Source organism: Kribbella sp. CA-247076 (genome assembly GCF_050942445.1).
Classification (GTDB): domain Bacteria; phylum Actinomycetota; class Actinomycetes; order Propionibacteriales; family Kribbellaceae; genus Kribbella.
In genome coordinates, this window is the sequence record NZ_CP192051.1 from 197,783 (window position 1) to 218,345 (window position 20,563).

Below are 20,563 nucleotides of genomic sequence, written 5' to 3' on the forward strand. Positions count from 1 at the left end.
CCGACCCACCGTGTCGCCCCGGCACGGGGCGCACCGATCCATAACTGTTGACGCCGTTGATGTGGCTTTGGTTGCAGTCAACTCCACAACAGTTCTTCGACGTTTTCGTGTGTGCTTCCAGGGTGGGGCTGCATCAGTCGCGCTGATCCAGAACAGGCTTACGACGCGGCCGAATCGCCCCCGGTTCCCCGCCAGACCACCGCATGAAATCATGCGTAAACCGCGCTGCGCAGGGGAACTTGCTGCCTTTGCAGCATCCTGCCGTAACGGTCTGGTGACGTTGTTCAAGCCTCAATCAGATTGGTCAGAAACGTCTGAAACCGGTCCTCGATCGCTTGCGCGGGATGTGCCGCGAGGGGTAATGAGCGGTCGTCGGCGAACGCGGATACGGTAGTCCGGGTGAAGGCCACCGACGACCTCCGCCCACCCCGCCTGATCGCCACCGATCTGGACGGAACCCTTGTCCACAGTGACGGAACCATCTCGGACCGCACTCGATCGGCCGTGCTCGCGGCGCAGCACGCGGGAAGTGTTTTCGTGATGGTCACCGCCCGTCCACCTCGGTGGCTGCACGACCTGGCCGACCTGGTCGGCGAGCACGGTGTCGCGATCGTTGCCAACGGCGCCATTCTGTACGACGTCGTCCGGCGGCGGCCGATCCGGACCCGGCTGATCGATCCCGCGGTGGCCCTCGAGGTGGCACAAGCGATCCGGGCCGAGATTCCCGACGTCGAGTTCGCGATCGAGCGATCGAACCGCTACGGGCAGGAGCCGAATTACTTGAACCGGTGGCCGAAACCCGACGACACCCTGGTCGCCGGGATCGAGGTGCTGCTGTCCGAGCCGGCCGCGAAACTGCTCGTCCGGCATCCGAGCTGGCACTCGGACGACCTGCTCGCCCGGATCAGCCCGCTGGTCGCCGGCCGGGTGACGGCCAGCCACAGTGGCGGGACGAGTCTGGTGGAGATCTCCGCGAGCGGAGTGTCGAAGGCCGCGATGCTGGCCGATTTCGCTGCCGACCAAGGGATCGCGGCCGAGGAGTCGATCGCGTTCGGTGACTCGATCAACGATCTCCCGATGCTCGCGTGGGCCGGGACGTCGTACGGCGTGGCCAACGCGCACGCCGAGGTGCTCGCGGTTGTGGACGAGGTGTGCCAGTCGAACGACGAGGACGGCGTCGCCGCCGTCCTCGAGAGTTTGTTCAAGCTGTAAAGCCGAAGAACTACAGGTACATGCCGCCGCTGCCGGGGCCGTCGGTGCGGTTGGCCTGGGGCGAACCCGGGAAGCCCGGCACCTCGTCCTCGGGGAGCTGCTGGCCGCCGGGCAGTGCGCGACGCATCTGCTCCAGTTGCTGACGGGCGGCCATCTGCTGGGCGAACAGCGCCGTCTGGATGCCGTGGAACAGACCCTCCAGCCAGCCGACCAACTGGGCCTGCGCGATCCGCAGCTCAGCCTCGGTCGGCACGCTGTCGTCGGTGAAGTCGAGGCTGAGCCGTTCCAGCTCCTCGACCAGCTCCGGCGCGAGCCCGCTCTCGAGCTCCTTGATGGAGACCTCGTGGATCGACTTCAGCCGCTGCCGGGAGGCCTCGTCGAGCGGTGCCGACTTCACCTCCTCGAGGAGCTGGCGGATCATGTTCGCGACCCGCATCACCTTGGCGGGCTGCTCGACGAGCTCGGTCACCGACCGCGGCTCGTCCTGCTCGTCGCGGTCGTCGGCGCGCGGCGGGCCCTCGACGGCCATACCGTCCGGCCCGACGATCAGCACCTTGCCGTCCTCGGTCCGCGCTCCGGCCATCGGCCTGTCCTGGCCCTCGCTGCTGCTCTCGCTCATCTGCCCATCCTAGGCGCCGAATCCGAGCGGTCCCTGTCCGGGCCGTCGACGGCTCCCGGGATCTACGTCGAGCGGGCGCGATGGCGTCGTACGGCGTCCCGGTTGGCGCAGGCGGGACTGCAGTACCGCTGCCGGCCGGTGCGCGACAGATCGGCGTACACGTGGTCGCAACCCTCCGTGGCGCAGCGGCCGAGCCTGGTGATGCCACGGCCCGCGAGGTGCAGCGCCGTACCCGTGCTGATGAGCGTCGCGACCAGTCGGCCGACCGGTACGTCGTCCGGCCGGTAGTGCATGTGCCAGCCGTCGCCGGCGTGGTTGGTCAGCCGGGGGTGCTCGGTGTACTTCGCCAGCATCGCGTTGACCAGGTCGACGCGAGTCTGCTCGTCCTTCGCGTCGACCACCTCGAGCCACTCGTCCAGGGCAACCCGTACGGCGGCGAGGTCGGCCGCGGTCACATTGCGGTCGCGCACGAGGCGACTCTCGACACCACTCTCCTCACATCTCCGGGCCAACTCCTCAGGCGTCTCCGCCGGCCGGGTCACCAGGTTGACCGCGAGCAACACCGCGTCCGCGCCGTAAGGGTTGAGATGCACAATGGCATTACACCACGAGTCACTCGATGCGGCTCACCATGGGTAGCCGGGAGCGCGTCATCAGCCAGGCGAGCAGGCCGGCGAACAGCGGTACGACGAGCACGATCGCGCCGATCTCCAGCCACGGCACCATGAAGCGCGGCGATCCGAAGGCGGCGTGGGCCGTGTAGCCGTAGAGCGCGCCGACACCGACCCCGAGGACGCAGCCCAGTTGTCCCAGCACCCACGCCTGCGCGGCCGCGAGGTTCCGCCGCCGGCGCGGCTGCGCACCGATCGCCGCCAGCGTTGCCAGGTCGGCCCGGCCCTCCGCCGCGGACAACGAGACGGAGATCGCCACACCGAGCAGCGTGACCACGGTCGCCGCCGTGATGATCCCGATCAGGAAGGCCCGTGCGGGACTCCGGTAGCCCTGCTCGACCGTGAGCAGGTCGTCGCGTCCGAGCAGCCGGTGCGCGGCGTCGAGCTCGTCGCCGGACGGCGTACGGCTGAGGGCGTACTCGACCTGGACCACCCGGACGGCGCCGACCTTCGCGGCCGCCTCCGGGCTGATCAGCCCGCTCTCGCGCAGATAGGCGATCCTGGGTATGCCGCCCGCGTGCACGGCCGGATGGCGATCGATCTTCTTGCCGCCGGTCGGGGTGTCGCTGATCAGCTCGACGGTGTCCTTGGTGGTCAGGTCTCCCCTGGGCAGGACGATCTTCCCGGCGCGCAGCTCGGCGGCCGCGCGCTCGAGGCCGGCGAACTGCTCGACGTACGCCGGTTCGGTGACGATCAGGTTGATTCCGCTCTCGCCGAGGGTCGTCTCCGGTGCGCGGGCGAAGATCGTCGGCACGTAGCCGTACTCGCCGACCGGCTTCGCTCCGGGCACCGTGAGGGTGCCGAAGCGGTAGGTCCGCTCGACTGGTAAGAGTGCCGCGACCCGCTGTTCGGTCGCGGGCGAGTAGGGCACCGAGCCGGATCCGCCGAGGTCGAACTGCACGGTCGCGTTGCCGGAGAGGCCCTGCGGCACGTACTCCTTGGCGTCCGCGGCGATCGCGTTCGATCCGGCGAAGGCGACCGCGGCCGTGCCGGCGACGGCCATCATGATCGCCGCGGTCGCGGGTCCAGTGCGGTGCCGGTGCCGGGCGGCGTCGCGCACGGCCAACCGTCCGCTCAGCGGGAGGTGTCCGGCGAGACCCGCGAGCTTGCCGACCAGGTTGGGCAGCATCCAGACGAGGCCGGCGATCACCGCGGTGATTCCCAGCAGGACAAGGGCGATCGGACCGGTCGGCGTCGCACTGGCCTGATAGCCGGCCGACTCCGGCACCGTTCGCCGCGCCTCGGCGAGCGCCGACGCGAGCATCCCGCTGCCGGCAACCACCAGGGCGACACCCGCGACCACCATCAGCACAGCCGGCTTGCGGATCTTCGCCTTGCCGGTCGTCGCCGCGAAGCGTCCGGCCAGCGCGGCGAGCGGCGCCTGCCGGCCCGCGCTGACCGCGGGTACGACGGCCGCGGCCAGACCTGCGAGCACACCCAACACCGCGATCACGATCACGCTGACCCACGGGACCTGCCACGACAGGAACAGGGTCGAGTTCATCCGCTCCCACCAGGGCTTCCCGGCGAGCAGTACGACGGTGGCCAGCAGCAGACCGCCGGTCACCCCGACCACACCGGCGAACAACCCCTGCAGCAGGACGATCCGGCGTACGTCGCGCGCCGTACCGCCGGCCGCCATCACCAGACCGAGCTCACGCGTCTGGCGGCGGGCGCCGACCGCGAACGCCGTGCCGGCGAGCAGCACGATCTCGAGGACGCCGAAGCTGATCGCCAGCGCCATCGCGGCGTACGGGCCGAGGTCGCCGGACTGCGTGCCGTAGACCTCCGGCGGCGGGTCCACGATATTTGCCCGCGGCAACAAGAACAGGCCCCGGTCCCGCAGCGGTCCGGCCAGCGCGCCGCCGTCGACGGCGTCCGGCAGGTCGACCAGGTACCGGACGGACGCGGTCGGGTCCACGGTGACGAGCGAGGTCCCGGGAGTCGCCAGGACCGTCCGAGCCTGCGGATTGTTCGCCGGACGGACGAGACCGACGACCGGGTACGACGTTCCGTCCGCGCTGCGCGCCGTGGCCCCCGTGAGGTCGCGAAGGCCGAGGTACTTCGCCAGCGCGGGTGAGATCGCCACCTCGGCCGGCGAAGACGGGAAGCGCCCTTCGTCCAGCCGGATCGTGTCCTTGGCGAGCGGGCTGGCGGCGTCTCCGGTCAGGACCGTGACGCTGCTGGTCGTCGACGGTCCCTGGACGTCCGCCGTCCCGACCTCGGTGACGAGGCGCGCGAGTACGCTGCCCGCCGGCAGCAACGGCTGCGGGTCGAACGTGGCCGGCGTACGGACCGGCTGCTCGGCACCCTCGGCCGGCGGCGGCTCGGCCGAACCGAGGACCGGCGGCAGGTCCTGCGGCTGGAGCTTCGCGTACGGCGTCACGTCGATGCGGGCGTCGGCCTGGCCGAGGCTGAGCCGGGCCAGCGTCTCGCCGGTCGGGCTGCTCGTCTGCAACACCACGCCCATCCAGGTCGCGGCGAGGACGGGCAGACCGATCAGCGCGGCGACCAGGAACGTGCGGCCGAGCGATCTCCTGGTCGTCCGCCGGGCGATTCGCAGGGGTGGCGCCCATCCACCCATCAGCGACTCTCCTGCAGCAGCGCGTCGGCGTCGGGGAGCGGACCGGACTGGCCTACCAGCACACCATCACGCAGGTAGACGACGCGGTCGGCCCAGGCCGCGTGCCGGGCGTCGTGGGTGACGAGGACGCCGGCGACGCCGTGGTGGTCGCAGCGGTCGCGGAGGAGTTGGAGGACGGCCTCACCGGTGTCGGAGTCCAGGGCGCCGGTGGGCTCGTCGGCGAGGAGCAGCCGGCGTTCCCCGACGATGGCCCGGGCGATCGCGACCCGTTGCCGTTGGCCACCGGACATGTCGTCGGGGAATCGGTCGGCGAGGTCACCGATCGCCACCTCCGTCAGGGCTGCTTCGGCGTACTTGCGCGCGGTCCGGGTCCGGCTGCCGTCGAGCTCGAGCGGCAGCGCGACGTTCTCGGCGGCGGTCAGGGCGGGGATCAGGTTGAAGTCCTGGAAGACGTAGCCGATCCGGCGCCGGCGGAGGGCGGCCACCGCGTTCCGGCCGAGCGTCGTCAGGTCGTTGCCGTCGACAAGCACCTGGCCGGCGGTCGGCCGGTCGAGGCCGCCGGCGCAGGTGAGCAGTGTGGACTTCCCGGAACCGGACGGGCCCATCACCGCCACGAGCTCGCCGGCCTCGACGGAGAGGTCGACACCGCGCAGTGCGTGCACCGCCTGTTCGCCCTGCCCGTGCGTCCTGGTCAGGCCGCGGATGTCGAGGATCATCGCCGGACCCCTTCCTGCTCGACCGCGGACGCCGTCGTACCGGATGGCGTCGTACCGGATGAGGTCGTGCCGGAGGACGCCGTACCGGATGAGGTCGTACCGGATGACGCCGTACCGGACGACGTCGTGCCGGACGGCTTGCCGCGGTGGCGTAGCAGCATGGCTTCGCAGTGGTCGAGCCAGCGGATCTCGGCCTCAGCGGCGAAGATCATTGACTCCAGCACCAGTTGCCAGGAGATCTCCGCCTCTCGGCTGGTGCGTTTGAGCCGAGTCAGCTCCTGCAGCGACTGCATGGTCGACATCCGCTGCCGCTGGACGACGGCACTCACGTCGACGCCCGGGACGGCCAGAGCCAGCGCGAGTTTGATCGCGAGCTCGTCCCGGGGCCGCGACTCGCGGGTGACCGGGGTGTCGAACCAGCCGGCCAGTTCCGACCGCCCAGCATCGGTGATCTCGTACATAGACCGGCCATCGCCCTCGGACGACGCGGCCCGCACGAACCCGTCCCGCTCGAGCCGGGTGAGCGTCGTGTAGACCTGCCCGATGTTCAGCGGCCAGGTCGCGCCGGTGGCCGACTCGAACTCACCGCGCAACTGGTAGCCGTACTTCGGCTCCTTGCGCAGCAGGGCCAGCAGTCCATGTTTGATCGACATGGATACTGAGTATGCATACCGAGTATGCGACGGTCAATCCTTGTGGTCAGTCCTTGCGGACGAGGCGCCGGACGAGCCGGTCCGTGGCCGCGGTGACGTCGTACGGGCGGCCGGTGCCGGGGGTGAGCTGGTCGAGGACGAGGCCGTCGATGGCGAAGTGCAGCAGGCGGATCTCCTCGGCGCCGCCGGGCAGGCCGGCGTTGGAGTTGAAGGCGACGTCGGCGTCGAAGCCCTGCCTGATCGTGCGGGACAGGATCTCGTGCAGCTCGGGCCGGCGAGCCGCTTCGAGACGGAGCTCGAGCAGGGCGAGCGAGAGCTCGGGCCGCCCGAGCAGTCGCTCGACGATGTAGTGCACGTAGTCGACCATCAGGTCGACGCTCGGCTCCCGCTGCGACAGTGGCTCGATCACGGTCTCGTCCGGAGCGAGCCGCTCGAAGATGCGCTCACCAAGCGCACCGAGCAGGGCGTCCCGGGTGCGGAAGTAGTTGGACGCCGTCCCGGCCGGCAGCCCGGCCGCGGCGTCCACGGCTCGGTGGGTCAGTCCACGGGCGCCGGCCTCGGCCAGGACGGCCAGGCCCGCGTCGGCGAGTTGGGTACGGCGTTCGGGATTCCTCGGCATGTTGACAAGGCTAGCAGAGTTCCACTACAACTGTCGTACACAACAACGACAGATGTAGTAGTCAGGAGTACATATGCAACCTGCAGCCTTCGGCGCCACCGTGGTCACCGACCGACCGGCGGAGGTCGCCGCCTTCTACCAGCAGCATTTCGACCTGCAGATCGCCATGGACCTCGGCTGGTTCATCACGGTGCGCCGTGGTGAGGCGGACTGGGAGCTCGCGATCTGTCAGCGTGGGCACGAGACGGTGCCGGCCGCTCTGAACGAGCTGACCGAGAGCACGAACCTGTTCGGGTTCGTCGTCGAGGACGTGGACCGGGTCGCGCAGTCCTTGACCGACGCGGGCGTGAAGCTCGAGTCCGAGGTGGTCACCGAGGTCTTCGGGCAGCGGCACTTCTTCGTCCGCGACCCGGAGGGGACCTGGCTGGACGTCATCCAGCTGGTCGCGCCCGACCCGGAGTGGCTGGCCGCCAACCTGCCGGCGTCAGAGAGTTAGCAGGACCTTGCCGATCTGCGTGGACCGCTCGAGCATCTCGTGGGCGCGGGCGACCTGGTCGAGGGGGAGAGTGGTGTGCACGATCGGGCGCACCTTCTTCTCCGCCATCAGCGGCCAGACGTGGCCGACGACCTCGGTCAGGATGTGGCCCTTGTCCGCAACCGAGCGGGACCGCAGGCCGGCCGCGGTGATCGAGGCCCGCCGGCTGAGCAGCCGGCCGAGATCGAGTTCGCCCTTGACGCCGCCCTGCATGCCGATGACGACCAGGCGGCCGCCGTACGCGAGCGACTTGACGTTGTCGGCCAGGTAGCGCGCGCCGATGATGTCGAGGATGACGTCGGCGCCCGCCTTGCCGGTGGCCTCGTGGACCACCGAGGCCCACTCGGCGTCCTTGTAGTTGATCGCGACGTCCGCGCCGAGCCGGGTGCAGAACTCCATCTTCTCGGTGCTGCCGACCGTGCAGAGCACGCGCGCGCCGTGGGCGACGCCGAGCTGGATCGCCATCGTGCCGATCCCGGACGCACCACCGTGGACGAGCAGCGTCTCGCCGTCCTTGAGGTGCGCGCTCATGAACACGTTCGACCAGACGGTCGCGACCACCTCGGGCAGCGCGGCCGCGCTGACCAGGTCGACGCCTTCCGGGACCGGCATCACCTGCGGCGCCGGTACGACGACCTTCTCGGCGTACCCGCCACCCGCGAGCAGCGCGCAGCACTCGTCGCCGACCGACCAGCCCTCGACCTCCGCGCCGACGGCGGCGATGGTGCCGGAGACCTCGAGCCCGATCGTGCCCGGTGCGCCGGGTGGCGGCGGGTAGTTGCCCTGCCGCTGCAACAGGTCGGCGCGATTGACGCCCGCGGCGGCGACGTCGATCACGACCTCGTCGACCGCTGGTTGCGGATCCTCGATCTCGCCGATCGTCAGTACGTCGATCCCGCCGGCACCCTCACACACGACAGCACGCATGCAGGCCACGGTACCGCTAGCTCCCGGCGATGCCGGCCAGATCCCGGGCGAGACTCTCGAGGTGAGCGGTCGTACCTACCGAAGCGAACCAGTCCCATAGTTCGAGCGCGTGGTAGAGCCGGTAGAGGGTGGTCCGTTCACGCCAGTCCGGCGGCAGGTCGCCGTACCCTTCGAGCAGGCCGTCGAGCTTGGCGGTGTTGTCCCCGATCGAGTAGGACTGCGTCTTGGCGAGGTCCATCAGCGGGTCGGCGGCGATCGCGTTCTCGACGTCGACGAATCCGGTGACGCGGCCGGTCTCGTCGACGAGCACGTTGCCCTCGTGGAAGTCGTTGTGGCACAGGACGGCAGTTCCCGTGTTGCTCAGCAGGCCGGCGTGGGCTTCGACGTACTGCTGCACCTTGTCGTGCAGCCCTGGATCGCCGCCGAGGTCCTCGAACTCCTTCAGCTTGACCGCGAACTGACGGCGCATGTACTGCGTGTTGTCCGGCAGCGGGTCGAGGATCCGGTCGACGAGATACCCGTACGCCGGCTGGCCGACGCGATGGACCGCGGCCAGGAGCTCACCCAGTTGCCCGTACGTCGCCCGCCAGTCGGACGGAACCGTCTCGGAGAGCGGTCTACCGGCGAGCTTGGTGAAGACGGTGAAGTCGTCCCCGGTGTCGAGGACGCGCGGGACCATCGGCCCGAGGTCGGCGAGCAGGCCGTAGACGTGCAGTTCCTTCGCCTGCTTCCAGGCCACGTCCGCGGGGTAGACCTTGACGATCACGGGATCCGCGGCGGGACGGCGTACCTCGAAGACAGTGTTCTGCTCGCCGCCGCTGCGCGGGACGATCTCGCTGTCCGGGAACGCTCTTCGTACCGTCTCAGTCATCCAGGTCCGCCCAGGTGTCGACGTCGTGGCCAGCGCGGGTCGGTGCGGACCAGGTGAGGTCGAGGTCGGCGAGAGTACGCCGTACCGACTTGTCGCGGGGATCGCCGACCTGCCGGATCGCCTCGGCGAGCGTCGTCCGTCGATAGGCCGTGGCCAGGTGCTGCTCGTGGCCTTCGGTGTCGCGCAGTCCGTGACCGTCATGGTCGCCGAGGTTGCGGACCAGGTGGGTGACGTCGTACTTGGTCAACCACGGAAGGTCGCAGCTGAACACCACGACGATCGGCGACGTGCCGTGAATCAGGCCGGCCGCGATTCCGGCGACCGGACCGCCGGCGGGCGGGTCCTCGACCGTCCACGCGACCTGGCGGTACGTCGTACGGATCGGGCCGACGACCACGGTCGACGTCGCGTCCTCGGTCGCGGCCAGCACCCGGTCGAGCATGGTGACGCCGTCGAGCACCAGCATGGCCTTGTCCACCCCGCCGAACCGGGTCGATCCACCCCCGGCGAGCACCAGCGCGTCGTACTCCACGCGGCCAGTGTCCCAGGTACCGGGGGCTCCGATGCGGCACCATGGAAGCGTGAAGATCGCCGTGGTGCAGACCGCCAGCAGCTACGACAAGGCCGCCAACCGCGAGTTGGTGGGCCGGGTCGTCGCCGACGCGGCGCGGGAACGGCCGGACCTCGTCGTCCTGCCGGAAGCGGTCATGTCCGACTTCGCGGTCGAGGGTGGCTCGGTGGCGGAGGCCGCCGAGGCGCTGGACGGCGAGTTCGTGGCCGTGTTGCGCAAGAGCGCGGTGGAGCACGGGGTCGCGATCGTCGCGGGGATGTTCGAGCGGAGCTGCGACCAGCACCGGCCGTACAACACGCTGCTCGCCGTCGGCGCGGACGGCTCGCTGCTCGGTGCCTACCGGAAGATCCACCTGTACGACGCCTTCGGGTACAAGGAGTCGAATCAGCTGACGTCCGGCGATGTCGCGCCGGTCGTCGTGTCGGTGGGCGGGTTGAAGCTCGGCCTGATGACTTGCTACGACCTGCGCTTCCCGGAGTTGTCGCGAGCCCTCGTCGACGCCGGCGCCCAGGTCCTCGTCGTACCGGCCGCCTGGGTCCGTGGTCCGCTGAAGGAGCACCACTGGACGACGCTGCTGACCGCGCGGGCGGTGGAGAACACCTGCTACGTCGCGGCCGCCGCCCAGAACGGGAAGAAGTACTGCGGTCTGAGTCAGGTCATCGATCCACAAGGCATCGCCGTCGCATCGGTCGGTGAATCCGATGGGCACGCCTTCGCGGAGTTGTCGGCGGATCGCTTGGCCGACGTACGACGGCGGAACCCGTCGCTCCTGAATCGCCGTTACACCGTGACTCCGCGCTGATCGCGCGTCTTCGGAAGCAGTTAGCCTCCTAAGGTGAACGACGGGTTTGAGCTGGACCATCACGGTGATCTCGAGGTCGGCGGCGGGCTGGTCGACCTGGCGGTCAACGTCCGGGCCGGGACCCCACCCGCCTGGTTGATCGAGGAGATCACGAGCAGTCTGACCGACCTGGCGGCGTACCCACGGCAGGATGCTGCGGTCGCGGCCGTGGCTGCGCGGCACGGGGTGTCGCCGGATCGGGTGCTGTTGACCGCGGGTGCGGCGGAGGCGTTCGTGCTGGTGGCGCGGGCTTTCCGGCCTCGGCATGCGGTCGTGGTACATCCGCAGTTCACCGAACCCGAGACGGCGCTGCGGTCGGCCGGGCATGTGGTCGACCGGGTGGTCCTGCGGCCGGAGGACGGGTTCGCCCTCGATCCTCGGGCGGTGCCGGCCGACGCCGATCTTGTTGTCGTCGGCAATCCGACCAACCCGACATCGGTGCTGCATCGCGCCGACGTCCTGCGGGAGTTGGCGCGTCCGGACCGGATCCTGGTCGTCGACGAGGCGTTCATGGACGCCGTACCGGGTGAGCCGGAATCCCTTGCCGGCGCATCGGTCCCGGGCCTGGTAGTGATCCGAAGCCTGACGAAGACGTGGGGTCTCGCCGGCCTGCGGATCGGGTACGTGCTCGCGGCTCCGGGGCTGGTCGAGCAGCTGGCCGCGGTCCAGCCGCACTGGCCGGTGTCCACTCCTGCGCTGGCCGCGGCAATTGCCTGCAGCAACGGGCATGCGCTGGCTGAGGCGGCCCGGGCGGCGGCCGACCTCGACCGGCAGCGCGCGTACCTGGTGGACGCTTTGGGTGTGGAGCTGTACGGCGAGCCGCGCGGGCCTTTCGTCCTGGTGCGGGTCGACGGTGCCGACGTACTGCGAAACGCCTTGCGGGAACGGGGATACGCGCTCCGTCGTGGGGACACTTTTCCGGGACTCGGGCCGGACTGGCTGCGGATCGCCGTACGTCCCGAAGTGGTCACCGACGCCTTCGTGAAGGTGTGGCGCGATCTCCGCGGGTGAACCGAGTCGGCGCTGTAACCCGCGAGGGGTTTAGTCGGCCTGCCCATTGCGCACAGGATGGTCCCAGAGTGCCCGCACCACGTCCCGGCACTCGCGGCCATTTGCGAAGGGAGTAGTTGCATGAGTCTGAACGACGACATGACCACCTCGTCCGACGGTGGAGAGGGTCTGGCGGACGGTGGCGCGACCGCGGGTGCGACGGACGGCGGAGCCGACGGCGGCGCCTCCGGCCAGGGCAACGACACGACGGCCGGATACGGCTCGGAGGGACCCGCCGACGGCGGAGCCACCCCGGGTGCGACCGACGGTGGCGCGGATGGCGGAGCCGACGGGGGCGCGGACGGTGGCGCCGGTGGTGAAGGGCCGGCCGATGGTGGCGCGACCCCGGGTGGAACGGATGGCGGTGCTGACGGTGGAGCCGGCGGCGAAGGACCCGCGGACGGTGGGGCCTCACCTGGTGTGAGCGACGGGGGCGCCGACGGTGGTGCCGATGGTGGTGCGGGCGGCGGTGGCGAAGGCCCGGCCGACGGCGGTGCCAACCCGAACGCAACCGATGGCGGTGCGGACGGCGGAGCCAGCTCCGGAGGTTCGTAAAGCAACGACGAGGAGCCGGGCCGGAGCTGGGATCCGGCCCGGCACCTGGAAGTTGGACTTGGAGCTGGGCTGGGCCTGGCTGGGCTGGGTCGGTGCCGGTTTCGGTGTCGGTGTCGGGAGGAGTGTTGGGGATGGATGGGCGGTTGGCACTTCGGCGGTGTGTGGCGGGTGACCTGGACGAGTTCGCGCACTCCTCCTGGGGTGCGCGGGCGCTGTTGTCCCACGCTGCCGACCTGCCGGCGCCGTACGACGACCTGTTCAGTCTGGACGCCGCGGACGAGTTGCTGTCCCGCCGCGGTCTGCGTACGCCGTTCCTCCGGATCGCGAAGAACGGAGCAGTCGTCGGCGACGCACAGTTCACCGGCTCCGGCGGAGTGGGTGCCGAGATCGCGGACCAGGTGCGCGACGACAAGGTCGCCGCGCTGTTCGCCAGCGGGCACACCGTCGTACTGCAGGCGCTCCACCGCACCTGGCCGGCTCTCGTCGACTTCGCCACGCAGTTGACCGTGGACGCGGGTCATCCGGTGCAGATCAACGCATACATCACGCCGCCCGAGTCACAGGGCTTCTCAGCGCACTACGACGTACACGATGTCTTTGTCCTGCAGGTAGCGGGCGAGAAGCACTGGACCGTCCACGAGCCGGTGCACGTGGACCCGCTACGCAACCAGCCCTGGACGGACCACTCGGCCGCGGTGGCTGCTGCTGCGCGTGATCGAGCTCCGGTGGTCGACAACGTACTGCGGCCGGGTGACGCGCTCTACGTGCCGCGCGGCTTCCTGCACTCGGCGAAGGCATTGGGTGGGGTCAGCGCGCACCTGACCGTCGGCCTGCACACCATGACGCGTTACCTCCTTGTGCAGGAGCTAGCTGCGCTTGCGGCCGACGAGGCGGCTCTCCGTGCAGCCCTTCCGCTCGGCTTCGACGCGGGCGACCCCGCGCAGGTCAGCGCGGTCCTGCCTGAGGTTGCCTCGCTTTTGATCAAGCAGATTCAGTCTGCGACTCCAGACGACCTGGCAGCCCGGCTGCGTCGCCGCACCTGGTCGAGTAGCCGGCCGGCTCCACTCTCGCCACTGGCCCACGCCGCTGCGATCGCCTCACTCGCGGTCGGCACCACGGTCCGCGTCCGCACCGGCCTGCGCTGCCGCGTCGCGCCGGGCGATCCCGTCGTACTCCACCTCCCCGACCGCAAAATCACCTTCCCGGCCACCACCGCGGACGCGGTCACGGCCCTCTGCTCCGGCACCGACCACAAGGTAGGCGACCTCCCCGGCCTGGACCCAGACGACCAACTAGTCCTAGTACGCCGCCTCCTCACCGAGGCAGTCCTGGTAACCACCACCCCTTAACCCCACCCACCCCCGCCGACCTCCAGCCCACAGCCCCGGGCCACAGCCAGACCCCAGACCGCGCGGTCTAGCCACCCCGCCTCGAGCCCACAGTCCCGAGCCACCTCCGGACCCCAAACCCGCAGGCCTAGCCGCCCCACCTCCAGATGCCTGACCACGCCGATCTCCAGACCCAAGACGGCGGGCCTGGCCGCCCACCTCCAGACCGCGGCACGAGCCACCCACCCCGACGGCCTCGAACCACCCCTTCCAAGCCACGGACCCGAGTCACATCCCCAGACCACCGCGAGCTCGGCCACCCCACTCGCCGACCTCAACCACCACGACCCACAGGATCCACGGGATTGTGTGCCCGGGTGCGCAGGGTGGACGAAGGCTGTGAGGTCGCCCAGCGGTCCGGTACGCCGCCTGCTCCGGCCGTGATGTGGACACCGGCAGCCGGTGCGCTTACCGCGTGTGCTGAGGTGGTGTCACCTGTGTTGTGGCGGTGTGCCGGAATACCGCCGCGGGAGCAGGTAGGCGGCAGCGACGTCGGGTATGCGGAACGGACAGGTGGCAGGGACCTCGTGGATGTGGGAACGGACGGGTGTGGTGACTGAGACGTACCGAGCGGAGACCGGTTGTGCTGCGCTGGCCGACCGACGCGGCGACTCATTGGTCGCCACCGCACCACCCGCCGAGCGCTGGCTCCTGATCGAATCGCGCGTGCCTTGGCCCCGCGACGCCCTGACCTCGCTCGAGTACTCGCGGGACGCCGGAGACAGCACGCCAGATGGTGCCTCGGCCGGACGCGAAGCTGATGATGCGCTTGGGAGCGGAGTTAGTGACGCGGCAGGGAGCGGCCGTTCAGCGCGAACAGCTGTCGGCTCCAAAGGCGGTGATCCAGCGCGGGCAGCTGTCGGCGCAGAAGGCGGCGGTAGAGCTCGAGCGGACGTCGGCGATTCAGCGCGGGCAGCTGTTGGGGCAGAGGTCGCGGCTGAGGTCAGGACAGATCTTGGGGCTGAGGTTGCGCGGCGGTGTCGGGAGTTGGGGTATCGGCCGGTGCTGATCCGGCGGTTCGGGCGGATCGATCGGTCGGCGCCGCGGCGTTGGGCGCTGGTGGACTGCCGGCCGGGGCAGGAGTCGGCGCGTTGGGGTGTGCTGCCGTCGGACGAGCATGTGCTGAACGTGCTCGACGGATCCGATCCAGGCGAGGTCAGCGACGAACCGATCTACCTCGTGTGCACGCACGGGCGGCACGACGCGTGCTGCGCCGTACGTGGACGACCGGTCGCGGCCGCACTGGCGGCCGCGTATCCCGAACGCACGTGGGAGTGCAGCCACATCGGCGGCGATCGCTTCGCCGCGAACGTCGTCGTCCTGCCGCACAGCCTGTTCTACGGGCACGTGACAGCGTCCCGCGCCATCGAGCTTGCCAAGCTGTACGACGAAGGCCTCATCCTTCCTGATCTCCTCCGTGGATCAGGCGCGTTCTCTCCTCACGTTCAGGCGGCCCAGCACTACGCCCGAGCCGCCGGTCACTCCACAGCCCTCAACACCCTCCAACCCACCTCCGCGGCCCAACTCGCCAACAACCACTGGCGCATAACCCTCGCCACCAACGACCCGGCCAGCGCCACCAACGACCCGGCGAGAGCCACCGCCGACCAGGCGAGCAAGGACACGGCGACCAACGAGGTTGGCACCAACGGAACCGCGACCAACCAGGTCAGCCTCACCGTGGAGGTGTCGGCGCACCTGGACACCGTCAACGCGCGACTCACGTGCGCAGGCAATTCGCCCGCCCAAGTCCGCCGCTTCCAGCTACACCACCTGACCGCCGCAACCACCTGACCGCCGTAACCAACTGACCGGCGCAACCGCCAGACCGCCGTAACCAACTGACCGGCGCAACCACCTGACAACCACTTGACCGTCGCAACCGGCGGACAGTTCGCGGCTGCGCTGAGGTCGCATGACCAGGCAGACGGCCTACTCGTGCTCGGGCAGGAGGCGGTCGTCCTGGTGGGCGCCGTAGTACGCCGACTGACGCGCCATGATGTCGCGCATGGGTGTCCCCCGCGGTACGCCGTACACGGTGCCGGGAAAGTCCAGATCGCGTTGGATCTGCCAAAGCTCCTCATGCCGGTCGGGCGAGAAGAGCTCGGCCGGATCGCCGACCGCGATCCACCCGATCGGGAGGACCGTGCCGGGCTCCAGGCGCGAGTTCACGTGCAGCACGCTGTTGATCCGGAGTTCCGCGCCCGCGCCGACGACCGAACCGGGGAACAACGCGGCGCCCGTGGCGATGAAGACCTCGTCCTCGACCGTGGCGCCGTTCACGTGTGCATGGGGACCTACCAGGACCGCGTCGCCAAGCAGAGCGGGATGGTCGGCCCGGCCGCGCACCAGGGCGTTCTCCATCACCACACTGTTCTCACCGAGACTGACCTCGCCGTTCTCCGCGGTCAGCACCGCACCGTGCAGCACCCTGCTGCCTTCGGCCAGTACGACGGCTCCGCACAGCACAGCCGACGGTGCGACATAAGCGGATTCGGGCACGACCGGTCGTCGGCCGCGGTGTTCGAGCAGCATCGTGCGCTGTCCCTTCGTCGGGCATCACCTCGTTCTCGTCAGCTTCTACCTGGTCAGCCTGCGGATCTCCACTGCCCGAGCCCTCACGCACCCGGGCGGCGGCGCCTCGAGCGTCCGGTCCACATCGACGGTGGGAGGTTCGGTCGCCCTGGCGGTCCGGGTGGAGAACCGCGAACGAGGAAAACATTAGAACAGATGTTCGAGAGCGCGCAACGAAGCCTGACTTGTCAGTGTGATATCTCAGGACATCGGCGACGTTTCGGCCTGAGCAGTCACGATCCAACCGGCTTGGAGATGCACAGCATGGCTCTGACAAAGGACGGGCATCCGACGCGGGAGCTGCACACGCTGATTGCGTCGGCACTGGGCAAAGAGCCGATTGACTGGCATCGGCCGCACGCGGGGCTGTCGGCCGCGTCTTTCGTCGCTGGCTTCGCTGACGGCTCGAGCGCCTTCGTGAAGACTGCGTTCGATGACGAGGGAGCGAAAGGGCTCCGTACAGAGCATGAGATCGTCTCCAGCGCCAACAGCGACCTGGTCGCTCGGGAGCTGGCCTGGCTCGAGCACGGCGATCGCCCGGTCCTCGTCATGGAGGACCTGCGTGCGGCGCATTGGCCGGCCGACCATGACCCGGTGACCTGGAAGCCCGGTCAGTTCGATCTGCTGTTCGCGGCACTGCGCCGGGTCGGTGAGCTGCCCGCGCCCGCATCCCTTCCGTCAGCCCGGGACGGATTCTGGCCGCAGTGGCCGTTGATCGAGCGTGAGGCGGAGGACTTCCTGGCGCTCGGCCTTTGCAGCGAGGCCTGGTTCAACGCTGCGCTGGCTGGACTAGTGGAAGCGGAGAGCAACGTCCCGGTCGGGGGCGATTCGCTGGTGCACAACGACGTACGGAGCGACAACCTGTGTTTCGTCGGTCAACGCGTGGTGCTGGTGGACTGGGCCCAGGCCGTTCGTGGGAACCCGCAGCAGGACCTCGCTTCGGCACTCAGTACGTTGCCGCTCGAAGGCGGCCCGGATCCGTTCGACGTGATGCCTGAAGGAGGGCCTTGGGCGGCCCACATCGCCGGTCAGTGCGCTCGCCGGGCCGCTCACGAGACGGAGGCTCCGGAGTGGCTCCGCAGGGTCTTTCGACGTATCGCCGTCATCTGCCTCACCTGGGCCTCCCGCTCGCTCGACCTGCCACCTTGGACCGGAGCCCGCTGGAACGAGATCCGCTGACTTCGGCGGCAGGGCCCGGCTGTCAGCGGCGTTGGGTGGTGGAGTGGGGGAGGATTCGGTCGAGGGTGAGGATGGTGGCGGCGGCCGCCAGGGCGAGGACGGTGAGAGCCAGCCACGGGAACTCGTGCCGCACCTCGAAGAGTTGGGCGAAGAAGGCCGGCGCCAGCACGCTCGCGAACGTGAACGAGTACTGCCAGTAGGACAGGTACTTCCCGTGCCCCACCACCGGCGCGACCGCGGCGGCCAGTGCGTTGGACGTCGCCGCGTGCAGTACGTCGGCGAACGCGAACACCGCCGTCGCAAGGATCAGCCCCGGCACCACCAGCCACGTCGGGATGTGCAGCAGCGAGGCCATCAGCAAGCCCCACACCGCCCACGTCACGCCGGCAACGATCAGTACGTTCGTACGACGCCGCTTCTCGGTGTGCTGGACGACCAGGGTCTGCCCGGTCGCCAGTACGACGGACACGGCTGCCAGCAGTACGCCGACCAGCCACGGCGGCACGGGCAGCGCGTCAGCGACGTACACCGGCAGTCCGACGCCTAGCAGCATCGTGCAGAGCGCCAGGACGGTGTTGGCGGCGATCAGCACCAGGAACGGCTTGTCCTTGCGCAACTGTGGCGCTGGACCGGTGTCCTGAACCGCACGCTGGTGGTGCGACGGGTGAAGCCGCAGCAGGAGCAGTCCGGCCAGGAAGAACGTGGCCGCGTTGAGTGCCATCGCGATCAGGAACGGAGTGTCGCCGCCTACAGCCAGCAACGCGCCTGCGGCCAGTGCGCCGAGACCGAACCCGCCGGCCTGCATCATGCCGCCCAGACCGAACCACCGGTCGCGGTCGCCCTCGTCCGCCACATCCGACAGCAGGCTGAACACCGACGACCAGAACACCCGCTGACCGAACGTCATCACCAGTGCGCAGAGGAAGAGCAGCCACAGCGACCGGCCGAAGAAGAATCCGGTGAACGCCAGCCCTTGGGCGAACTGTGAGCCGACAACCAGGTTGCGCGGCCCGATCCGGTCGATCACCACGCCGACCGCGGCCGGTGCGGCGATGGAGAACAGCGTCGCCACGGTCAGCAGCGTTCCCGCCGTACCGAGGGGGACATCCGCGACACGGACGAAGTACAGCAGCAGCAGTGGTCCCGCGCAGCCGCCGCCGAACGAGTCGATCGCCAGGCCGACGAGCAGGGGGACGCGGCCGCGGATGTTCGGGAGGCCGAGGGACGTGGCTGTAGGCATGACAGAGTGCTCCGATCGCATCGACTCGGCCCACTCGCAGCGTCGCTACGAGACCACTCCACCAGGGGTGTTCCCCTGACTACAGTCGGGGCTCTCGGCCGAAAACACTAGCAAGCCTTTGCCGAGAGCCCCAGCCCTTTTCAGTCCGCCGCGGGCACCCGCCGTACCGACACGTGCCTCAGCGGGCGCCAGGCGACTACGGTCATCAGGACCATGGCGACGAAGGCGATGGCGAAGGGGGCTGCCAGACCGTACTGCTGCGCCAGTACGCCGCCCAGCCCCGCACCGATCGCCGCACCGCCGACCGAGGCGAGCAGGTAGACGCTGTTGACCCGGCCCATCAGGGGCTCCGGTGTGGCGAGCTGACGCGCGGTGGTCGACACGATGCCCCAGACGACCGCATGGACGCCGAACACAACCATGGTCGCGCCGACAACCCACGGGCTCCGGGTCAGCGCGAGGATCAGGTGCACGGTCGTCTCGATCACCAGTCCGGCCCGCAGGAGCGTCAGTGACCCGACTCGCGGCTCCAGCAGGTGGTACACCGGCATGCCGAACACTCCACCGATCGCCCCGACGGACACGAGCAGGCCGAACTGCGTCTCGCTCAGCCCGAGGCGCTCGCGCGCGTACAGCACCCAGGTCGCGAAGGCAGCGCAGAAGGTGATGTTCATGACGAGGATCGAGCACGCCAACGTCCGGACACCCGCGTGCGCCCACAGCCAGCGGATTCCATCGTGTACTTCGGCCCAGAGCGCGCGGGGCGGGCCGTCCGGCGGTGCCGGGCGTACGGCGACCCGTGCGATCAGCGCAGCCGCCGCGGCGAAGGTGACCGCGTCGAACACCAGCGGCACTCCGGCCCCGACGGCGAACAGCAACGCGCCGAGCGGTGGACCGCCGAGCTGCTGCAAGACCGTGCCGGTCGCGAACAGCCGGGCATTCGCCTTACCCAGCTGATCTTTCGGTACGGCACTGACCAGCAACGCACCGGACGCGTTGTCGGCCAGCGTCTCCGCCGTACCGAGCAGGAAGAGCGCGGCGTAGACCGCCCACAGGGGTGAGGTGTCCAGGAGTACGGCGACGCCGAGCGCACCGAGGACGATGGCACGGAAGATGTCGGCGGCAACGATCATCAGCCGGCGGTCGAGCCGGTCGACGAGAGCGCCGCTGAACAGGGCGAACAACAGCCACGGCAGCTGCTGGACGAACGCGGCCGCGCCGACGGCGGCCGGTTCACGGGTGATCGAGGCGACCAGCAACGGGCCGGCGGCAAGCATCGCGCCGTCGCCGAGGTTCGAGATGATCGCGGCCGGCCAGATCTTGCGGAAGTCGGGGCCGAGCTCGGGCGGCAGCAGCGACGTACGGAGGGATCGCATACGGAATCTCCAGAGGGCATGACGGGACAACCTGACAACCGGCGCCGCTCCGGCGCCGGCGGGTGGTCAGCCGCTGATCAGGTGCTGGTCAGCGCGCCGACCGGATGGTGCGTGCCATGTCCTCGAACGACCGAGACATTGCCCTCACCTCCGTCCGCGATTCCAGGCGGCCCGTCCGCCTCTCCGCCGACCCTACAGTTCCGTCCCCGCCGCCGCACTCCCGTTCGGCCGCACCCACCCCACCGCGCTATCCTCGACGCTCGGCGACCACGTCGCCAGGAGGGTTCGCATAGCGGCCGAGTGCGCTGGTCTTGAAAACCGGTAGGGCGGGTGACCGTCCTCGTGGGTTCGAATCCCACACCCTCCGCCTTGGGAAAGTGGC

General features: G+C 69.6%; 20 protein-coding genes and 1 tRNA gene. 9 read left to right on the forward strand and 12 right to left on the reverse strand.

Going from position 1 to position 20,563, the window contains the following annotated elements:
- Window positions 1–399 precede the first annotated feature (399 nt).
- On the forward strand, window positions 400–1,212 hold the full coding sequence (locus ACQPYZ_RS00945) for an HAD family hydrolase (protein ID WP_433164251.1): 813 nt from the start codon (window positions 400–402) through the stop codon (window positions 1,210–1,212).
- A 10-nt stretch (window positions 1,213–1,222) separates the two neighbouring features.
- On the opposite strand, the gene ACQPYZ_RS00950 is transcribed toward ACQPYZ_RS00945, so the two are convergent.
- The 6 genes from ACQPYZ_RS00950 to ACQPYZ_RS00975 form a co-directional block, all read right to left on the reverse strand.
- Window positions 1,223–1,831, reverse strand: a complete 609-nt coding sequence (locus ACQPYZ_RS00950) for a bacterial proteasome activator family protein (protein WP_433164253.1) — start codon at window positions 1,829–1,831, stop codon at window positions 1,223–1,225.
- 62 nt (window positions 1,832–1,893) lie between these two features.
- Window positions 1,894–2,424: a CGNR zinc finger domain-containing protein gene (locus ACQPYZ_RS00955; protein WP_433164255.1), complete on the reverse strand. Its 531-nt coding sequence runs from the start codon at window positions 2,422–2,424 to the stop codon at window positions 1,894–1,896.
- A gap of 19 nt (window positions 2,425–2,443) precedes the next feature.
- Window positions 2,444–5,086 carry an FtsX-like permease family protein gene (locus ACQPYZ_RS00960; RefSeq protein WP_433164256.1) on the reverse strand — a complete coding sequence of 881 codons (2,643 nt, stop codon included), beginning with the start codon at window positions 5,084–5,086 and terminating at the stop codon, window positions 2,444–2,446.
- On the reverse strand, window positions 5,086–5,802 hold the full coding sequence (locus tag ACQPYZ_RS00965) for an ABC transporter ATP-binding protein (RefSeq protein ID WP_433164257.1): 717 nt from the start codon (window positions 5,800–5,802) through the stop codon (window positions 5,086–5,088). Before ACQPYZ_RS00965 ends, ACQPYZ_RS00960 begins: the two co-directional genes overlap by 1 nt.
- A complete protein-coding gene (locus tag ACQPYZ_RS00970; RefSeq protein ID WP_433164259.1) occupies window positions 5,799–6,455 on the reverse strand; it encodes a PadR family transcriptional regulator in 657 nt (218 codons plus the stop codon). The genes ACQPYZ_RS00965 and ACQPYZ_RS00970 overlap by 4 nt, the downstream gene beginning before the upstream one ends.
- Window positions 6,456–6,501: 46 nt before the next feature.
- Window positions 6,502–7,074 (reverse strand): TetR/AcrR family transcriptional regulator, encoded by a 573-nt coding sequence (locus ACQPYZ_RS00975; RefSeq protein ID WP_433164261.1) that lies wholly within the window; start codon window positions 7,072–7,074, stop codon window positions 6,502–6,504.
- Window positions 7,075–7,147: 73 nt separating this feature from the next.
- Here ACQPYZ_RS00975 and ACQPYZ_RS00980 point away from each other — a divergent pair, with 73 nt between their 5' ends.
- Window positions 7,148–7,570 carry a VOC family protein gene (locus tag ACQPYZ_RS00980; protein WP_433164262.1) on the forward strand — a complete coding sequence of 141 codons (423 nt, stop codon included), beginning with the start codon at window positions 7,148–7,150 and terminating at the stop codon, window positions 7,568–7,570.
- On the opposite strand, the gene ACQPYZ_RS00985 is transcribed toward ACQPYZ_RS00980, so the two are convergent.
- The 3 genes from ACQPYZ_RS00985 to mobA are packed head-to-tail and all read right to left on the reverse strand — an operon-like array spanning window position 7,559 to window position 9,939.
- Entirely contained in the window at window positions 7,559–8,536 is a 978-nt protein-coding gene (locus ACQPYZ_RS00985) for an NAD(P)H-quinone oxidoreductase (protein WP_433164264.1), read from the reverse strand. The two genes, ACQPYZ_RS00980 and ACQPYZ_RS00985, sit on opposite strands and share 12 nt — an antisense overlap.
- A gap of 16 nt (window positions 8,537–8,552) precedes the next feature.
- A complete protein-coding gene (locus ACQPYZ_RS00990; protein ID WP_433164266.1) occupies window positions 8,553–9,407 on the reverse strand; it encodes a phosphotransferase family protein in 855 nt (284 codons plus the stop codon).
- Window positions 9,400–9,939 (reverse strand): molybdenum cofactor guanylyltransferase, encoded by a 540-nt coding sequence (mobA, locus tag ACQPYZ_RS00995; RefSeq protein ID WP_433164268.1) that lies wholly within the window; start codon window positions 9,937–9,939, stop codon window positions 9,400–9,402. Before mobA ends, ACQPYZ_RS00990 begins: the two co-directional genes overlap by 8 nt.
- A gap of 49 nt (window positions 9,940–9,988) precedes the next feature.
- Between mobA and ACQPYZ_RS01000 the strand changes: the two genes are divergently transcribed.
- The 5 genes from ACQPYZ_RS01000 (at window position 9,989) to ACQPYZ_RS01020 (ending at window position 15,606) form a co-directional block, all read left to right on the forward strand.
- The gene (locus ACQPYZ_RS01000; protein WP_433164270.1) at window positions 9,989–10,780 is read left to right on the forward strand and encodes a carbon-nitrogen hydrolase family protein; all 792 of its coding nucleotides are present in this window, start codon (window positions 9,989–9,991) and stop codon (window positions 10,778–10,780) included.
- Window positions 10,781–10,813: 33 nt separating this feature from the next.
- On the forward strand, window positions 10,814–11,830 hold the full coding sequence (cobC, locus tag ACQPYZ_RS01005) for an Rv2231c family pyridoxal phosphate-dependent protein CobC (RefSeq protein WP_433164272.1): 1,017 nt from the start codon (window positions 10,814–10,816) through the stop codon (window positions 11,828–11,830).
- Between the two features lie 120 nt (window positions 11,831–11,950).
- The gene (locus ACQPYZ_RS01010) at window positions 11,951–12,424 is read left to right on the forward strand and encodes a BatC protein (protein ID WP_433164273.1); all 474 of its coding nucleotides are present in this window, start codon (window positions 11,951–11,953) and stop codon (window positions 12,422–12,424) included.
- Window positions 12,425–12,555: 131 nt separating this feature from the next.
- Window positions 12,556–13,773, forward strand: a complete 1,218-nt coding sequence (locus tag ACQPYZ_RS01015) for a cupin domain-containing protein (RefSeq protein WP_433164275.1) — start codon at window positions 12,556–12,558, stop codon at window positions 13,771–13,773.
- Window positions 13,774–14,799: 1,026 nt separating this feature from the next.
- Complete coding sequence (locus ACQPYZ_RS01020; RefSeq protein ID WP_433164278.1) at window positions 14,800–15,606, forward strand: sucrase ferredoxin; 807 nt, start codon at window positions 14,800–14,802, stop codon at window positions 15,604–15,606.
- A 138-nt stretch (window positions 15,607–15,744) separates the two neighbouring features.
- Here the strand turns inward: ACQPYZ_RS01020 and ACQPYZ_RS01025 are convergent, their stop codons facing one another.
- Complete coding sequence (locus ACQPYZ_RS01025; protein WP_433164279.1) at window positions 15,745–16,347, reverse strand: gamma carbonic anhydrase family protein; 603 nt, start codon at window positions 16,345–16,347, stop codon at window positions 15,745–15,747.
- Between the two features lie 303 nt (window positions 16,348–16,650).
- Between ACQPYZ_RS01025 and ACQPYZ_RS01030 the strand changes: the two genes are divergently transcribed.
- Window positions 16,651–17,565: a phosphotransferase gene (locus tag ACQPYZ_RS01030; RefSeq protein WP_433164282.1), complete on the forward strand. Its 915-nt coding sequence runs from the start codon at window positions 16,651–16,653 to the stop codon at window positions 17,563–17,565.
- Between the two features lie 22 nt (window positions 17,566–17,587).
- Here the strand turns inward: ACQPYZ_RS01030 and ACQPYZ_RS01035 are convergent, their stop codons facing one another.
- Window positions 17,588–18,805, reverse strand: coding sequence for an MFS transporter (locus ACQPYZ_RS01035; RefSeq protein WP_433164285.1), 1,218 nt, complete (start codon window positions 18,803–18,805; stop codon window positions 17,588–17,590).
- Between the two features lie 140 nt (window positions 18,806–18,945).
- Entirely contained in the window at window positions 18,946–20,181 is a 1,236-nt protein-coding gene (locus ACQPYZ_RS01040; RefSeq protein ID WP_433164286.1) for an MFS transporter, read from the reverse strand.
- 278 nt (window positions 20,182–20,459) lie between these two features.
- On the opposite strand from ACQPYZ_RS01040, the gene ACQPYZ_RS01045 reads away from it, so the two are divergent.
- Window positions 20,460–20,548: transfer RNA gene (locus ACQPYZ_RS01045), tRNA-Ser, on the forward strand.
- Window positions 20,549–20,563: the final 15 nt, after the last annotated feature.

Excerpts from the sequence above, each read along its gene's own strand:
- ACQPYZ_RS00950 (WP_433164253.1), bottom strand. The coding sequence starts at position 1,831 with ATGAGCGAGAGCAGCAGCGAGGGCCAGGACAGGCCGATGGCCGGAGCG.
- ACQPYZ_RS00960 (WP_433164256.1), bottom strand. The coding sequence starts at position 5,086 with ATGGGTGGATGGGCGCCACCCCTGCGAATCGCCCGGCGGACGACCAGG.
- ACQPYZ_RS00965 (WP_433164257.1), bottom strand. The coding sequence starts at position 5,802 with ATGATCCTCGACATCCGCGGCCTGACCAGGACGCACGGGCAGGGCGAA.
- ACQPYZ_RS00970 (WP_433164259.1), bottom strand. The coding sequence starts at position 6,455 with ATGTCGATCAAACATGGACTGCTGGCCCTGCTGCGCAAGGAGCCGAAG.
- ACQPYZ_RS00975 (WP_433164261.1), bottom strand. The coding sequence starts at position 7,074 with ATGCCGAGGAATCCCGAACGCCGTACCCAACTCGCCGACGCGGGCCTG.
- ACQPYZ_RS00980 (WP_433164262.1), top strand. The coding sequence starts at position 7,148 with ATGCAACCTGCAGCCTTCGGCGCCACCGTGGTCACCGACCGACCGGCG.
- ACQPYZ_RS00985 (WP_433164264.1), bottom strand. The coding sequence starts at position 8,536 with ATGCGTGCTGTCGTGTGTGAGGGTGCCGGCGGGATCGACGTACTGACG.
- ACQPYZ_RS00990 (WP_433164266.1), bottom strand. The coding sequence starts at position 9,407 with ATGACTGAGACGGTACGAAGAGCGTTCCCGGACAGCGAGATCGTCCCG.
- ACQPYZ_RS01010 (WP_433164273.1), top strand. The coding sequence starts at position 11,951 with ATGAGTCTGAACGACGACATGACCACCTCGTCCGACGGTGGAGAGGGT.
- ACQPYZ_RS01015 (WP_433164275.1), top strand. The coding sequence starts at position 12,556 with ATGGATGGGCGGTTGGCACTTCGGCGGTGTGTGGCGGGTGACCTGGAC.
- ACQPYZ_RS01025 (WP_433164279.1), bottom strand. The coding sequence starts at position 16,347 with ATGCTGCTCGAACACCGCGGCCGACGACCGGTCGTGCCCGAATCCGCT.
- ACQPYZ_RS01030 (WP_433164282.1), top strand. The coding sequence starts at position 16,651 with ATGGCTCTGACAAAGGACGGGCATCCGACGCGGGAGCTGCACACGCTG.
- ACQPYZ_RS01035 (WP_433164285.1), bottom strand. The coding sequence starts at position 18,805 with ATGCCTACAGCCACGTCCCTCGGCCTCCCGAACATCCGCGGCCGCGTC.
- ACQPYZ_RS01040 (WP_433164286.1), bottom strand. The coding sequence starts at position 20,181 with ATGCGATCCCTCCGTACGTCGCTGCTGCCGCCCGAGCTCGGCCCCGAC.